The sequence below is a fragment of the Alteromonas sp. CI.11.F.A3 genome (genome assembly GCF_032925565.1).
GTDB lineage: Bacteria > Pseudomonadota > Gammaproteobacteria > Enterobacterales > Alteromonadaceae > Alteromonas.
The window spans coordinates 1,385,692-1,400,936 of record NZ_CP136708.1 but is presented as its reverse complement, the minus strand read 5'-3'; the positions used below and the strand labels follow the sequence as shown (position 1 = coordinate 1,400,936).

At 43.4% G+C, this 15,245-nt stretch carries 14 protein-coding genes; 6 read left to right on the top strand and 8 right to left on the bottom strand.

All coding sequences use genetic code 11. The features are described from left to right. Together R1T43_RS05945 and R1T43_RS05940 are read left to right on the top strand one after the other, a co-directional pair. Positions 1-558: a hypothetical protein gene (locus R1T43_RS05945; protein ID WP_317353908.1), complete on the top strand. Its 558-nt coding sequence runs from the start codon at positions 1-3 to the stop codon at positions 556-558. Between the two features lie 181 nt (positions 559-739). Beyond that, a complete protein-coding gene (locus tag R1T43_RS05940; RefSeq protein WP_317353905.1) occupies positions 740-1,135 on the top strand; it encodes a hypothetical protein in 396 nt (131 codons plus the stop codon). A 63-nt stretch (positions 1,136-1,198) separates the two neighbouring features. On the opposite strand, the gene R1T43_RS05935 is transcribed toward R1T43_RS05940, so the two are convergent. Then, the gene (locus tag R1T43_RS05935) at positions 1,199-2,626 is read right to left on the bottom strand and encodes a PLP-dependent aminotransferase family protein (protein WP_317353903.1); all 1,428 of its coding nucleotides are present in this window, start codon (positions 2,624-2,626) and stop codon (positions 1,199-1,201) included. 291 nt (positions 2,627-2,917) lie between these two features. Between R1T43_RS05935 and R1T43_RS05930 the strand changes: the two genes are divergently transcribed. Then, on the top strand, positions 2,918-3,520 hold the full coding sequence (locus tag R1T43_RS05930; protein ID WP_317353901.1) for a LysE family translocator: 603 nt from the start codon (positions 2,918-2,920) through the stop codon (positions 3,518-3,520). A gap of 85 nt (positions 3,521-3,605) precedes the next feature. Here the strand turns inward: R1T43_RS05930 and R1T43_RS05925 are convergent, their stop codons facing one another. After that, positions 3,606-4,103 carry a M48 family metallopeptidase gene (locus tag R1T43_RS05925; RefSeq protein ID WP_211072013.1) on the bottom strand — a complete coding sequence of 166 codons (498 nt, stop codon included), beginning with the start codon at positions 4,101-4,103 and terminating at the stop codon, positions 3,606-3,608. A 172-nt stretch (positions 4,104-4,275) separates the two neighbouring features. Between R1T43_RS05925 and R1T43_RS05920 the strand changes: the two genes are divergently transcribed. Beyond that, positions 4,276-5,937 (top strand): S41 family peptidase, encoded by a 1,662-nt coding sequence (locus tag R1T43_RS05920; protein ID WP_317353896.1) that lies wholly within the window; start codon positions 4,276-4,278, stop codon positions 5,935-5,937. Further along, a complete protein-coding gene (locus tag R1T43_RS05915) occupies positions 5,937-6,338 on the top strand; it encodes a hypothetical protein (protein WP_211072015.1) in 402 nt (133 codons plus the stop codon). Before R1T43_RS05920 ends, R1T43_RS05915 begins: the two co-directional genes overlap by 1 nt. A 76-nt stretch (positions 6,339-6,414) precedes the next feature. Here R1T43_RS05915 and R1T43_RS05910 read toward each other — a convergent pair whose 3' ends face one another. After that, complete coding sequence (locus R1T43_RS05910; protein WP_317353893.1) at positions 6,415-6,756, bottom strand: PBPRA1643 family SWIM/SEC-C metal-binding motif protein; 342 nt, start codon at positions 6,754-6,756, stop codon at positions 6,415-6,417. Between the two features lie 545 nt (positions 6,757-7,301). On the opposite strand from R1T43_RS05910, the gene R1T43_RS05905 reads away from it, so the two are divergent. Further along, entirely contained in the window at positions 7,302-7,976 is a 675-nt protein-coding gene (locus R1T43_RS05905; RefSeq protein ID WP_317353890.1) for a nitroreductase family protein, read from the top strand. A 53-nt stretch (positions 7,977-8,029) separates the two neighbouring features. Here the strand turns inward: R1T43_RS05905 and R1T43_RS05900 are convergent, their stop codons facing one another. The 5 genes from R1T43_RS05900 to R1T43_RS05880 form a co-directional block, all read right to left on the bottom strand. After that, a complete protein-coding gene (locus R1T43_RS05900; RefSeq protein ID WP_317353887.1) occupies positions 8,030-9,148 on the bottom strand; it encodes a zinc-binding dehydrogenase in 1,119 nt (372 codons plus the stop codon). Between the two features lie 173 nt (positions 9,149-9,321). Further along, entirely contained in the window at positions 9,322-10,614 is a 1,293-nt protein-coding gene (locus R1T43_RS05895) for a sensor histidine kinase (RefSeq protein ID WP_317353885.1), read from the bottom strand. Then, on the bottom strand, positions 10,607-11,989 hold the full coding sequence (locus tag R1T43_RS05890; protein WP_317353882.1) for a sigma-54 dependent transcriptional regulator: 1,383 nt from the start codon (positions 11,987-11,989) through the stop codon (positions 10,607-10,609). The genes R1T43_RS05895 and R1T43_RS05890 overlap by 8 nt, the downstream gene beginning before the upstream one ends. Positions 11,990-12,061: 72 nt before the next feature. Continuing rightward, positions 12,062-14,530, bottom strand: a complete 2,469-nt coding sequence (locus R1T43_RS05885) for an FtsX-like permease family protein (RefSeq protein ID WP_317353879.1) — start codon at positions 14,528-14,530, stop codon at positions 12,062-12,064. Continuing rightward, positions 14,527-15,243, bottom strand: a complete 717-nt coding sequence (locus tag R1T43_RS05880; RefSeq protein ID WP_211072021.1) for an ABC transporter ATP-binding protein — start codon at positions 15,241-15,243, stop codon at positions 14,527-14,529. Before R1T43_RS05880 ends, R1T43_RS05885 begins: the two co-directional genes overlap by 4 nt. Positions 15,244-15,245: the final 2 nt, after the last annotated feature.

Genomic DNA, 15,245 nt, shown 5'->3' with positions numbered 1-15,245 from the left:
ATGGACCATCATAAAAAGCATTGCCATAAAACTGTTCATAGCTACACCTTAAATTTATCGGTTTTTACTGACAACTTACTAGGGCAATCGTTGAAAGGAGGCGAAGGCACTGAAGAAGGTGAAACCTACTTCTTCAAGTATGAGGGTAAAGATTTTTTAAACGGAATATTATCAATACCCCAAAGCAATTTCGCTGAAGCGGACGTGAAGATCATTTTAGAACTGAATCAATCCGCACCAGCACACAAGCAGGAAAAGACAGGCTATAAATTTGCTTGGATCCATGCACGCCGAGCGGGTGATGAAGAAGAATATATTGGACGGGGTCAGAGGTTCGAAATGGAAAGTTGGCAGAATGACAGAGTGTCATTTTTCTTAACCGATAAAATGCAATACAAAAAGGGGAAGCGCTGGGTAAGCATAAACACCTGTGAGTTGGCGCTAGATGTATGGGTACAGCACACCTACCGTTCACAACTAACTGGGGAATTTATTGTAGATAAGATTAACTGCGACCCACAAATTGAAATTCAACCATCAATCAAGCCGGTTAGTTAGTTAAAAAGTAAGTAGGTACATACAATACTCTTTACACTTTGAGGATTATTTAGGCTAGACTGGAAATATCAAATATTAGTTATATAAGCTAGCAGCATAATCTGGTTTAGCGCTAATAGATGAATGCAACATTTTAACTAACCTTAACACTTGCACTAAATTCGGCAAAAGGAGTTTCACCATGAAAAACAAAGCAATTGCGTTAGCATTATTACTTACTATTGTAGGCTGTTCTGAGTCAAACAAAGAGTCAGCAGAAGAAGCCAAAAAAGAAGCCATGATGGAAATGGAGAAAGCTGGCGACGCGACAGCTGAAGGCTACGAAGAAGCAAAAGAAAAAACAGTTGATGCTTGGGACGAGACTAAAAATTCAGCATCAAGTGCTTATGAAGATGGCAAAGATATGGCTTCAGATGCCTATGAAGACGGCAAAGACATGGCCTCTGATGCGTATGAAGATGGTAAAGAAAAAGGTGCTGATATGATGGACGCTGGCGCTGAAAAAGTACGTGAAGCCTGTATTGCAATGAAGAAAAAAATGGGTGGTGACGTAAGCGAATGTGATAGTAAAGACTAACTTTACGCCCTCCAATATTATGTGTTTGGTACGTTTGTTACCAAACACATAATGCTTTGCCGCTCACTGTGTTAATGACTCAATCAATTCGCCAAGCAATTTTATGCTTTGGGTACGAACCTCCTGCGTACCGTCAATAAAGTTGAAGCGTAAGCAATTTCGATACTTCCCTGTCGCCGAAAAAAGCTGCCCTGGCGCAATGTAAATACCATATTCTTTGGCTTTATCTGCCAGTTTAACCGCGTCATATTTCGCATTTAGTTCAACCCAAAGTACGTATCCGCCTTGTGGGTAACTCACGCACGTATCGTATGGAAAATAGCGCTTAATATCAGAGCGAAGCGCCTCTCTTGCACTTAAATAATAGTGTCGCATTGCCCGTATGTGTTTATCGTAACCGCCTTGTTCAATGTAGCTTGCTATAGCTAACTGAGGCAATGTGGGGCACATGGAACTGCTAACATACTTTGCATGAAGTACTTTGTTCCTGAAACTTCCGGGTGCTATCCACCCTACCCTAAACCCTGGTGCCAAGGTTTTCGAAAATGACGAACACAGCAATACTCGGCCATCCTCATCAAACGATTTAACCGTTCTTGGCCGCGGATACGAATAGGCAATGTCGCCGTAAATATCATCCTCAATAATGGCAACATCGTATTCTCTGGCCATGTCGTAAAGCGCTTTTTTCTTATCATCGGGCATAACAAAGCCCTGAGGATTATTGACGGTTGGGGCGACTAGAATAGCTTTCACCGGCCATTGATCTAGCGCCAGCTTTAGGGCATCTAAACTCAAGCCAGTTTCGGAGTCGGTAGGTATTTCTAGTGCTTTTAAATTCGCGCCTTTTATCGCTTGCATGGCACCATAAAAACCCGGAGATTCAACCACAATCACATCACCCGCATTGGCCACCGCACGAAGACATACTGATAACGCTTCTTGGCAACCTGAAGTAACAATAAATTCATCCGACTGCAGCCTACAACCCGATGCAGCGGTAAGACGGCTAAGCTGCTTTCTTAGGTTATGATCGCCTTTAACATCGCCATACACCATGCCATCAAGTGGCCGATTTTTCGTTAACTCATGCAAACGTTTTGTGAGTGGCTTTAGTGTTTTAGCGGTCATATTAGGCATGGCGTGCTGAAATTGGCACCGTGTTTCAATACCGTTGTCTTTGTTAAAGGTATTCAGCAACATGTTGAGTACATCTTCCCACTGAGACACATCCATAGGCCGTTGCGGCGGCTTGGTCATTTTAGGCGTGTTATTCAATGTGGTATTTGACGAAACGAAATAGCCTGATTTAGGCTTCGCTTCAACGTACATTTGAGACTCTAAAACCCGATAGGCCTCTTGTACTGTAGCGATACTAACGTGATGCTCTTTAGACAGTTGCCTTACCGAGGGAAGTTTATCTCCTTCCTCAAATAACCCACGATCTATTTGCGCTTTCAGTTCACAGGCAAGCGACTCATACAGTGTCATTTAAATTTCCCAACATAGACAATAACCATACAAATAAGAATCATACAGACGACAACCATACAGATAACTATACCTTAACTTACAGTAAGAATTTACCATACAGTTCTATTGGTATTTAAGCATACAGTGCTCTTTCCCACCCATCTGTATGGCTTATTTTTAGCACCTTTGGCTCTGATGCATACACATTTTTAAATGTACTATTTTGTGGCGTTACTAAATAACGCCCATATATGTGCAGCTCAACTGTCGCTTATTGGTTTGAATAGAACATTAGAGGAAAGGAAAACCATGGAAACTTCGTTACTTTTTGCACTCGCTACCTTTGCTTTTGTTAGCACAGTAACGCCAGGCCCCAACAACTTAATGCTATTAGCATCTGGAGCACAGTATGGCTACAAGAAGTCGATTCCACACATGTTGGGCATAGTTATAGGCGTTGCAGGGCTTATGGTTAGTACGCTTTTAGGCGTAGGTGCACTTTTCACTTTGTTTCCCGCCTTATATACCGTGTTAAAAGTATTGGGTATTGCGTACTTATTGTGGCTGGCGATCAAAATTGCGACCGCCCCTACTGATGAAATTGAAATAAAGAAAACCACCCGCCAAGGGCCTCTTAAGTGGTGGGAGGGCGCACTATTTCAATTAATTAACCCTAAAGCGTGGATGATGGCACTGGCAAGTGTAGGTACGTTCACGGTTCCTGGTGAACACTACGTGGAATCTGGCCTTGCCATTGTTATCGCTTTCGCGCTCATTGGGTTTCCGTGCATTTCTATATGGGCTGCCGTGGGCGCAAAAATCAAAATTTGGCTTAGTTCGCCCATGCGCAGAAAGCGTTTTAACTTCACGATGGCCGCAGCCACTGCTGCAACCTTGTTTTTGATTGTGTAAGGGAAAGGCTGGGTAGTTCGTGCATCGCAACGGATAATTAGCGAAAGTCGTTCTACCCATCAAATTTAAACATGTGCTCGCCGACTTATCTGTAAGGATTTTCGCCCATAGCAACCGCAACACAAAACAAACGTAAATCTAATTCTAACTGGTGGTAATCCGGCTCCATATAACAACAAAGTTGATAAAAGCCCTTGTTGTGATCTTTTTCTTTGAAATGAGCAAGTTCATGTACCACAAGCGCCTTTAATAATGGTTCGGGGGCGTGCAATAAGTCGCTGTTAATGGCTAAGTCATGTTTACGTGTTTTACCTTGCATGCGATAGGTATGCGTACCTAAGGCATTAGTAACCATATCACCTTGCTTTTTAAATGCCGCTCGGCCAAAGGGTGGCGCATTTTTTACGTAACGCTTTTTTAAGGCGGTTGCATAACTATAAAGTAATTTATCGGTCGTTATAGTATGCGCATTGGGGTATTTTTTAACGAGGTAATTACTTAACTTGTTGTCGGCTATTAGTTGAAGTGCTTGCGCAACAACAGTCTGGGGGTAGCCATTGAAATATCGTGCGTATTCACTCACTTCACTTTCTCCTTAGTACGTACCATTATAAAGGAATCACTATCATGCCCCTATCGAATCCCTACATTAATTTAAAGTTCCTATGTAGTCAGGTCTATCTTGATGTGGCAGTATTTATTTAATTCGAAGGCCTGCGCTTTGTTGGCCGACTAGATAAGGGAAATCTATGCTGATGAACGCGCGTAAATGTACTGGTGTTGCTCTTGCAGTAACTGTTGCCATGTTAAGTGGCTGTGGCGGCGGAGGGGGTGGCGGCAACACCGTAACACCTACACCACCGGTAAGCAGCGGGCCGTCTTGGGAGCCTGGTGTTTATGAATCACAGTCAACGTTCATCGCAAAGTGTGAAACACCTAGAACAGGCACAGATCCTTTTACGGGTAGTGCTTACCCTGATTCACAAGGCTCAGCATTAGAAGAAAAACTATGGTTGCGTTCATGGACCAACGACACCTACCTTTGGTACGACGAAGTTGATGACAACAACCCTGATAACTTTTCGGTATTGGGTTACTTCGATCAATTAAAAACCAACGAATTAACCCCTAGCGGAACTGCAAAAGATAACTTTCACTTTTCTCAGGATACCGCTGAATACAATGAACTCACACAAACCGGTGTTTCTTCTGGCTACGGCTTCGACTGGGAGTTTGTTGCTAACACTTCGCCCCGTGAGCTTGTGGTTCGATTTACTGAACCGAACTCTCCTGCAGCGCTAGCCAATGTTCCTCGCGGCGCTTCATTGATTACAATTAATGGTATCGATTTCGTTAACGACAACAGCCAAAGCGGTGTAGATGCCATTAACGAAGCACTGTTTCCCGACAACGCAGGCACTGAAACCAGCTTCGAATTCGAACTTATTGATGGTAGCCCACTGGTGGTAGATATCACATCCGCTGATATAAATGTAACGCCAGTGCAAAACGTAAGTGTGCTTAACCTTGATACTAGCAAAACCGGCTACTTTCAGTTCAATACCTTTATTCGCACGGCTCAAGATGATCTTATCGATGCGTTTGATTTATTTGTAGAAGAGAACATAACCGAACTGGTTATAGACTTGCGCTACAACGGTGGTGGCTTGTTGGCACTGGCTTCTCAGGTTTCCTATATGGTCGCGGGGCCAAGCCAAACCAATAACGCTATTTTCGAAACCACCCGCTTTAATGATAAGAGCACAACAACGAACCCAGTAACCGGAGCGGCACTCCAAGCCACGCCGTTTTACAGCAATGAGATTGACTATAATGCTGGCGTATTAACCAGTACCTTGTTACCTAGCTTGTCGCTAACTCGCGTATATGTGATCACCACAGACTCAACATGCTCCGCCAGTGAGGCGGTAATGAATGGATTACGGGGTATAGATGTAGATGTGATTCAAATAGGCTCTACTACCTGTGGCAAACCCTATGGTTTTTACCCTACCGACAACTGCGGCGAAACCTATTTTACAATTCAATTCCAAGGCGTGAATAATAAAGGGTTTGGTGATTATGCTGACGGCTTTATGCCAACAGATTCACCCAACTTCGACTTTGAACTACCAGGTTGTGCTGTAGAGGACGACTTTACAACAGCACTAGGTAATCCCGAAGAAGGTATGTTGGCAGCAGCGATAGGATATTCTGCGACAGGAAATTGCCCAGTAGTGACTTCAGTAGAAGACTTAGCCGATGCATCGACCAGTAAAGAAAATACGGCGAGTGCTTCGGAAAATGCTCAAGCTCAAGGAAGCACTTTGCTAGCCATCGATAACCCCAACACACAAAGAGAAACGTTAATTTTACACAATAAAATTAACGAACCTGTTATTGAGGAGCGCAAATAATGGCGCTTAATAAGCCCCTCATTATTAACGCTGTAATAGGTTTAGTTGCGATTCCACTTGCCTTCGCAAGTGGTTGCGCAACCACCGCGCCCAACCAAGAAAGCGACTTGGTTGAAGCTTATGCTAGCAACTTGAACTTAGCGCAAAAACAGCAAATTGAGAGTAAAATAAGCAGTTGGTTTGGCGGGGTAAAAATTACCCTTGCCGACGATGTCTTTTCTGAGTCTTCGCAGGTCAGCATTGAGCGCAAAGCGCATATGGATGAGCGAAGATTGCCTATTGAAGGAAGGCACAACAACCCTGCGTTTACGTTTACTTTGCTGACCGATGGTAAGCACTGCATTTTACGCAACAATCAAACCGGTGAAACCGAAATGCTTTCTGGTGTGACTTGCAAATAAAAAAGGCAAAGATGGGTTCAGAGTACTTTTCAAGCAAAGCAATAACGTACTCTGACACCATTAATTTAGATTCTTACTAACCGCAGCACTTCTTATACTTTTTACCGCTACCGCAGATACACGGGTCGTTACGAGCAGGGACTTTCTCTACGGTTACAGTACCCTTTTTATTCAGCAACACTGTTAATTCTTGTATAGACTCTATCGCGCCTTCCTTTGTATCAACGGTAATATCTGCATACAAACCAGCTTCCGCCACTAATGCATCTACTTCTTGTTTTCTAGCTTCATTGGTTACCATTAATTTAAGCGGGTATTTTTTACTGCCTGCAATACGGCTAGCGTTTCTTTCATAACCGTATGTTAGGGTCGTTTGACGGGCGTCTTTACGACCTTTAAAAAAAAATTTATCTGACATTTGGTGTTCCAAATATGTAAAAGTAGAAGGTAGGTATTATCTTTAAATCACCACAAAAATTAGCTAACCAACCTAAATCTTAGATAAGAAATATCAAAACACAGTGATTCCTACCAAACATTTCAATTAATGAACTATTGGCTATCTATTTTCAATCCATGCTGGGCGATAAAAACAGAGAGGAAAGCTTGGCTTACAGGCGTTGCTTATCTGAGGTTCAGGTTAAATAACACACCATAATGATTACGTGATGATCTGCTTATGCCTATTCTACTATAAGTGCAAAGCACACACACAATCTACCTGCGATTAACGTAGCCTTTATAGCAAAACACAAGCGAGCAGGAACGCTATGGACAGGAAGATATGAAAGGACGATATGGAAAGAAACGCTATATGAAGGCAGCTCGTCAAGCCACGGCGCTATCGAATGAAACGCTAATTTCATCTAAACCGCTCTGGCTAATGTACTCAGCTGATGTATTCGGTTAATGTGCTCAGTTACTATATTCTGACCCCATTAATTCTGGAAATGAGACTACAAAATGCAACCACACGACCACTCACCGCTAGATGACTTTGTTGAATATCCAGAAAATGAAATGGTATCGCGCAGCGCTGACTTCTTGCAAACCATGCAACGTCGCCACAGCATTCGCCATTTTAGCGACAGGCCTGTAGACAAAAAGGTTATCGAAAATTGCCTACTAACGGCTGGCACTGCACCAAGCGGTGCTAACCACCAGCCTTGGCATTTTGCGGCAATTAACTCTTCTTCCGTGAAACAGCAGGTAAGGGAGCAAGCAGAAGCCCATGAGCGTGGGTTTTATGAAGGGCGTGCTGGAGAGCAGTGGCTACAAGATCTTAAACCGTTAGGTACAGACTCAAGTAAACCCTATTTGGAATTGGCACCTTGGCTTATTGCCGTATTTAGCCAGAAGTCTGGTGAAACAGAAAGCGGAGACAGGCGTCAGAATTACTACGTTCATGAATCGGTAGGCATTGCGGTTGGAATGCTGATCACTGCCCTACACAATGCGGGTTTGGCTACGTTAACTCATACCCCAAAGCCCATGAACTTTTTAACGCAAGTGTGTAACAGGCCAGAAAATGAAAGGGCTTATATGCTAATTATTGCTGGCTATCCCGCAGCCGAAGCCACCGTACCGGCTCATGCTAAGCAGAAAAAATCACTTAACGAAATAGCCAGTTTTCTTTAATAAAATGGGGTCAGAGTACTTTTTGGAATAATTAACTCTGACCCGTTATTTATTTACTTATTAGGAACAATAAGGTATTTCTCGCCGGTTTTCTTAGCGTTGTATAGCGCTACATTTTCAGGCTGCAGCGCTTCTTCAAGGGTTAACTCTTTGGTGTAAGAAGACGCAAAGGTAGTGTTAATTTCAGCAGCAACTTTCTGATAAAGTGCACCAACACGCTTTTTATCTAGCTTGCCTAAGAAGCGCATTAGCAACCAGCCACCAATTCCCCATGTCATACCAAATGCGCGATTTAGCGTAGTTGGAGAGAAGTCTAAGCCGCCGTAGATATACACTTGCTTGTTGCTGTCTGAACCATAGGTATTGAAGCCTTTAGCATCTTTACTGCCAGACGCTTCCATCATGGTAAGAATATCGCTGACTAACTCGCCGCCGCCAATGGCGTCAAACGCCAACGTAGCGCCCGTCTCATCGATAGCTTGATAAAGCTCTGCTTTGAAATTCTGGCTGGTAGAATCAAGCACAATTTTAGCGCCTAAACCTTTAAGAATATCGACCTGTTGCTGACTACGCACAATGTTAACCAAATCTACGCCTTCTTCTAAGCAGATTTTGTTTAGCATTTGGCCCAAGTTAGATGCCGCTGCGGTATGAACTAAGGCTTTGTGCCCTTCCATACGCATGGTTTCTACCATACCCAATGCTGTCAACGGGTTTACAAACGAAGACGCTGCTTGCTGCGCCGTTGTGCTGTCCATATGTGGCAAACATGCTTGAGCTGGAACGCACGCATACTCGGTGTACGCAGCGCCAGTAAGAATAGAAACCGTTTTACCCATCAACGCCTGAGCTTCAGGGCTATCGCCTGCCCCAACAACCGTTCCAGCCCCCTCATTTCCGATAGGTAAAGTTTGATCGAGGCGTGACTTAATACGCATCAACATTGACTTATGCACCGGTGCAACCAACGCATTTTTGCTGGCATCAAAGGTGGCTTTATCGAGGCTGGCAGGGCCAAACATGGGCCACATATCAGAAGGGTTGATAGGTGAAGCTTCCATACGAACTACTACTTCATGGGACTGAGGCTCTGGAACGTCTATCTCTTTGATAGAAACCTCTAGTTCGCCTTCTGATTTGATAAGAGTAAACAGCTGTTTTGATTTATTCATTTTGGTTGTCTCGCTATGTTAATCAAACTCAATGTGTGAGCTAAACTAACATGACACCACTATCAGTAATATTTATATTGGTAATATATATAGGTACAGATGAGTTATAGAAAAATAAAAAAAGGGGTAGAGTACATTTTACGTAAAACGTACTTTGCCCCTATTATTTGTGATTAGTTAGCCACACTGCTTACGCTACTCGAGGGCCATAGTAATTCGACGTGAGCCCCACCCGTCGATTTATTTGAGAGTTTCAGTTTACCGCCATGCTTACTTAAAACCGATTCAACGAAGGTCAAACCAATACCAGCGCCATTGGTTTTGGTGGTGAAAAGCGGGGTAATGGCGTTCTCTATGTTTGAAAAGCCCGTGCCATTGTCAGAGACAATAAGATGTTGTTGGGTGTCTTTTATATAAAATTGAATCTCTATGTTAACCCCTTTTCCATCAACGGATTCAACGGCATTTTTAATCAAATTAATAAGCACCTGAGCCAGTAACTGAGGATCACCGTAACCGCTTTTTTGCCCCACAAAACTCAGCGTGTCATTGCTGCCTAGCAATACTTTGGTTTGCTCAATCAGGAGTGTTAAATCGAAGTATTCATAACTTGGCTCGGGGATTTTTGCTACTTCAGCAAACCGCTCAACAAAGTTAAGCAAACCGTCAGAGCGCGTTTTAACCCTTGATAGTACTTTACGTACCTGCTCGGTATCCCATTGCTGCATAGAAAGAATGGTTTCGGCCATTGACGACATGGGCGTAAGGGTATTTCGTAACTCGTGACTAAGCACTCTAACAAGGTTTTTCTGAACGGCTTGCTCGCTTTGCTTTAATTCGGAATCGATATTCACAGCAGTAAACAAATGTGCAGATTGTTGCAGGTAGTTAAGCGCACTAGACTGAGAGCGCCAACTTTTTGAAAGTGATGGATGATGGATTTTTGCATTCTTTACAACGAAGCCCAACTGAGAGGCATTCATGCCTTGCAGCAAACTTATCTCACTAATGGCATAGGCTTCTCGGTTTGCATAAATTAACGTGAAATTATCGTCAAACAGAATAATGGCAATGGGAATATCTTCAAACAATTGCGCCAACAATACCGTGAGCATCTGCGTTGAAGCTGTGTTTGATGAGTGTGTTGATTGCAGTAGTTTAATTTCACGAACTAAATCGCCAATAAGCACTGACTTGCCGCGCTGAGTTAAGCTTACTCCCGACTCTCCCATGTTAATGCTTTGCACATAAGCCGTTACCCGCATGATGGATGAACGCCAAAAATCCCATGCTCGCCACGCTGCCCAACATAGTGGATAAGATAGAAAAAAAAGAAGTGTGAATATAGCCAGTAAGGACCAGTTTAATGTGAGTCCAATAAAGGCCGCTAAACCAAGAAAAATAACAACTACGCCAGCCAGTCCGGCTTTAACCTTGAACTCTACCGAATAACTTCCATTATTCAATCTCAAAGTCCTCTTTGTTTAGCTGGTATTTTTCCAACCTTCGGTACAAGGCGTTACGAGAGATCCCCAATGCAGAAGCAGCTTTACTCATATGACCCTGATATTTTTTTAGCGCGTGAATGATCATATCAAATTCAACTTCATCTAAGGAACGCAAAGCGCGCTTATCAATCTCATCTTGCGGCGCTTTTTTATCCGTCAACATGATATGCGATGGCTCTATAACGTTTTCCCGGCAAAGAATGACAGCACGCTCAATAACGTGACTGAGTTCACGCACGTTCCCAGGCCAACTATAATCATTTAGAAGTCTCACCACCTCGTCATTTAGTTTTAATTTGCTTTTCTTATACTTCACGGAAAATTTATCAACAAGATTTTTTACCAATAGAGCAATGTCTTCTTTTCTTTCTCGTAAAGGTGGTAGCAATAGCACAAACGTATTTAGGCGGAACATGAGATCTCGTCGAAACGTGCCACTTTCCACCATGTCATTTAAGTTCGCGTTTGTAGCACTTATAATTCTGACATTTGCACTATGCGTTATGCTTGAACCCACCGGCTCAAATTCATTACTTTCCAGCACCCGAAGCAGCTTCGGTTGAACTGCGTTAGGCAACGCGCCAATTTCATCGAAAAATAACGTGCCGTTTTGCGCTAATTCAAAGCGCCCTTTGCGGGCTTCTTTGGCATCTGTAAAGGCGCCTTTAACATGTCCAAAAAGCTCACTTTCAAAGAGGCTTTCGGGTATAGCCCCCATATTAACAGACACTAAAGGTGCGGAATGTCGACTTGATAAATGATGAATACGCTCAGCAAGCAGCGACTTACCCGTCCCGTTTTCGCCTAAAATAAGCACACTAGCTTGCGTATCAGCAACTTGCTCAATCATGGCTTCCAGTGCTTGCATAGCGGGTGACTGTGCAATCCACGCACTTATTTTTGTGACCCCTTCCACGGGGGTATTACGCGCTCTTTTTTGGGGAGATTGTGGATTAGCAAATACGTGTTTGTTGACCAATTCAATCAACTTTTGGTTATCCCAAGGCTTTTCTACAAAATCAGCCGCACCTAACTGCATACCTTTCACCGCAAGCTCAATATTTCCCCATGCCGTCATTAGTACGGTTGCTATGTTTTGCTGTGTTAAAAGCTCAAGGACTTCAAGCCCTTCTCCACCACTGGTGGTATCTCTGCGGAAGTTCATATCAAGCAGCACGAGATTAGGAGTCTGCTGCGCAAGAATGCGAGCCAACTGTTTTGGGTCGTTAGCCTCTAAAACTTGATACCCTTCGTTCGATAGCAGCATTGACAACGCGAAGCGAATATCTTCATCGTCGTCGACAACGACCACCATTCCTTTTGTACTAGGCATTTGACACCTTTGATGAACGCCCAAGACCTCATAGTCTTGGAGCGTTATAGCTTTAATCTCGTTGTAACAGACTTACAACTCTCTGAGCGTGCGCATTGGATCTTTTCGAATCACTTTCCAACCAGGAATAGCGACCGATACCAACATAGCTAGCGCCAAAGCAAAATTTATTATGGCTGTGGCAGTCCAGTCAAGCGAAGGCGCACTTTCAAACAGGCCTAAAATATATTGATAAACAACCACGCCGGCAATCGCGCCAACGCTTAGGCCAACAATCAGTATCCATAACGACTCTTTCATGAGTAATTGAAGAAGTCGAATTTGTTTTGCTCCGGTTGCCATTCTTACAGCAAGTTCATAGCTTCTTTGGCTGGCAGTCATTTGGCTTAATCCCGAAACGCCAATAATTGCTAACACTAGGGTTAATCCGGCTAAACCTGCAATAACAATCATATTCAAACGTGTAGCTTGTGTAATGCTATCCCAGCGCTCATCCATCGACACTACACTTACTTCCCCTAAACGTTCATCTATTCCCACCAGCAAATTAACTACGTCATCTCGGGTTAGCACTTCTCCTTCGGGCATAATAACCACCGCTGAGAGTGTATCGAAGTTCATTCTGGTTGGGCTACTGAAGTACACTTCCGGCGCATCTACATTTAGTGTGCCTGATGGCATGGGGTCGATGTCTATGACAATACCTACAACCTTGTAAATATCTTCAGCATCTTCTCCCATTTTAATCTCTTTCCCCACCATAGACATCCACTCGCTTTCGCCTGCACGATCGATAGCGAAAGACTGAGAAATTAAGACATTAGGCAGATCGATATCATCTTTGGTTAAATCACGCCCAGCAAGTAATTGGATATCAAACGCCGACAACATTTCTGGTGCCCACATTAACGGTCGAATCATTACTGAATCTCCCGTATCTGGGTCTGGGTAAGCACTCATAGATACATTAGCCGTTAATGGTAGTGCATTAATATCGAAAACCTCGCCACCAAGAGTAGATAGGCGCTCTGTAAGCTCTTGTCTTAACTGTTGCCATTCACTGCCTTGGTAAGTTTCAAACTCTTCAAGCGATCCTCGCCATGTATCATCACTGACTTGCAAGCCAACTTCGTAGGCGTTCGGCATACTGTAACCCAAGCTTTGGTAGGCACTGTTGTAACTATCTTTAACCGACACACTGGCGGCAGTAAGTAACACACACGCTAAGGAAAGTTGAAACACCATAAGTACTTTGCTAATGATTTGTTTCTGCTGCGCTGGAGTGCCTTTTCCGCTTGAATTTAGGCTATCGGTTAATGCCAATTTGTCGACATATAGAAGCGCAATGGTGGCGAAGGTAACGTTAATCAGTACAATAAAAATGAGCGCTAGCAACACACTGCTCATATCGACTGAAATTTGATCTAACAAAGGTAAGTTGTCCCCTGCCAATATGGGTAGAATCTTAATTAACCACCCTGCCGATATTAGTCCGAGTAAAGTCGCCATCAAAAACATAGGTAGGTTTTCTACGAATATTAGACGGCGAAGTTTACCCACAGATGCCCCCATGCAAATTTGGATCGCAAACTCTTTACTTCGAGTTTGATAGTGCGCAATAAATAGGTTCAACAAGTTGAGGCACGCCATAATCAGTAAACAGACCATGGCAATAATAAGTACAAAAACTAATTGCTCACTGTCACCAATAAAGGCATCTCTATAGCTAGATACTTGCCCCACTACCTTCTTGCTTAACAAAAAGTCTCGAGCGCGCTCGGCAGTGATGTCGTTGTTAGCATAATCAATAAACCAACTTTCTAGGTCGCTAGGCTGGGGTAAGGCACTCATGGGACCCCGCACCACCGTAATTGGGCCCATATTAAGAGTAATGGTGTCTGGTGACGCCAAACTGTCATCTAACTTTTCGAAACGCCACACTTGTTCTGGCATATCGTCACTCAAGCTTACCGTGTTTAAACTGGTGTAGTTGTCAAACACACCAAATACGGGGACATCACTTCCTTCAACGCGAAGTGTCATGCGCGATATATCCGTTGCACTACCAAAAAACGATTGCCACAAGCTTTTTGAAATCCATATCCCTTCTTCAGCGTTTTCAATGGTGCTACTTTGGCCAATGAGAAGTTCAAGCCCTAGTATTTCTGGCGTTCCTGTTGAAGCATTAAAGGACGTCACATTGATATCGGTATTTGCAATGCTAACATTGGTATTGTTGGGCGAAAGATAGCCCCAGTCTAATTGCTTTCCCCAATATTGTTTAGCCGAGGCCACTCGTCGCAAATCGCTGAAAAAGGGAACCACAAGACCTTCATTAAATTCTAGATTTAACTCAACGTAATGAAGATTGTTTTCATCTATGTCAGGCAAAGGTTTAAGCAGCAGAGTATTGGCTACAGCAACCACTGTGAGAACCGCAGCCAGGGTTAAACCCAGTGTTGATATTAACGGCAAGCTTAGCCGGGACAATATAAAAACCTTAGCGATGCCTTGTTTAAACGCATTGATGTATAGCTTCATACAACCCCCTGCTCATGCTCAAAACGCATTTGTTTCTCGCCCACTATTTTACCGTCTAACAATTGAATCTGACGACTTACTAAGCCACTATAACGGCTGTCATGCGTTACCATAACGATGGTGGCTCCTTGCTGATTTAGCTCCATCAACAGCTTCATCACTGCATCACCGTTTTTGGTATCAAGATTTCCAGTTGGTTCGTCAACCAGTATTAAGTCTGGCTTACCAACAAGTGCTCTGGCGATTGCCACGCGCTGTTGTTGGCCACCCGATAGCTGGTTAGGCTTATAGTTAATTTTATGCTGCATATCCACTCTATCTAGTGCCTCAAAAACAGCGGCTTTTATTACTTCTGTTTTCTCGCCTCTATGCGCTAAGGGAAGTGCAACGTTGTCAAAAACCGTCATGCTATCGATGAGATTAAAAGACTGAAATACATAGCCTATATGTTGATTTCGTACTTGAGTTCTTTGGTCTACTGATAACCCTTTGGTATCAATACCACTTATTTGATAATCCCCTTCGCTTGCACTATCTAGCAGCCCCATAATGGTTAGCAAGGTAGATTTACCGCAACCAGAGGGGCCAGTAATAGCAACAAAATCACCACTGTGTATATCAAGCGAAATACCTTGCAGCGCTAGTGTCTCTATTTCAGAGCCAGAATATTTCTTGTGTATGTTGTGCATGCTCACTACCGTTTCATTTCCCATCT

Coding starts and splice junctions, on each gene's coding strand:
- R1T43_RS05920 (WP_317353896.1), top strand. CDS start 4,276: ATGAACGCGCGTAAATGTACTGGTGTTGCTCTTGCAGTAACTGTTGCC.
- R1T43_RS05915 (WP_211072015.1), top strand. CDS start 5,937: ATGGCGCTTAATAAGCCCCTCATTATTAACGCTGTAATAGGTTTAGTT.
- R1T43_RS05935 (WP_317353903.1), bottom strand. CDS start 2,626: ATGACACTGTATGAGTCGCTTGCCTGTGAACTGAAAGCGCAAATAGAT.
- R1T43_RS05880 (WP_211072021.1), bottom strand. CDS start 15,243: ATGGGAAATGAAACGGTAGTGAGCATGCACAACATACACAAGAAATAT.
- R1T43_RS05940 (WP_317353905.1), top strand. CDS start 740: ATGAAAAACAAAGCAATTGCGTTAGCATTATTACTTACTATTGTAGGC.
- R1T43_RS05900 (WP_317353887.1), bottom strand. CDS start 9,148: ATGAATAAATCAAAACAGCTGTTTACTCTTATCAAATCAGAAGGCGAA.
- R1T43_RS05910 (WP_317353893.1), bottom strand. CDS start 6,756: ATGTCAGATAAATTTTTTTTTAAAGGTCGTAAAGACGCCCGTCAAACG.
- R1T43_RS05945 (WP_317353908.1), top strand. CDS start 1: ATGGACCATCATAAAAAGCATTGCCATAAAACTGTTCATAGCTACACC.
- R1T43_RS05885 (WP_317353879.1), bottom strand. CDS start 14,530: ATGAAGCTATACATCAATGCGTTTAAACAAGGCATCGCTAAGGTTTTT.
- R1T43_RS05930 (WP_317353901.1), top strand. CDS start 2,918: ATGGAAACTTCGTTACTTTTTGCACTCGCTACCTTTGCTTTTGTTAGC.
- R1T43_RS05905 (WP_317353890.1), top strand. CDS start 7,302: ATGCAACCACACGACCACTCACCGCTAGATGACTTTGTTGAATATCCA.
- R1T43_RS05890 (WP_317353882.1), bottom strand. CDS start 11,989: ATGCCTAGTACAAAAGGAATGGTGGTCGTTGTCGACGACGATGAAGAT.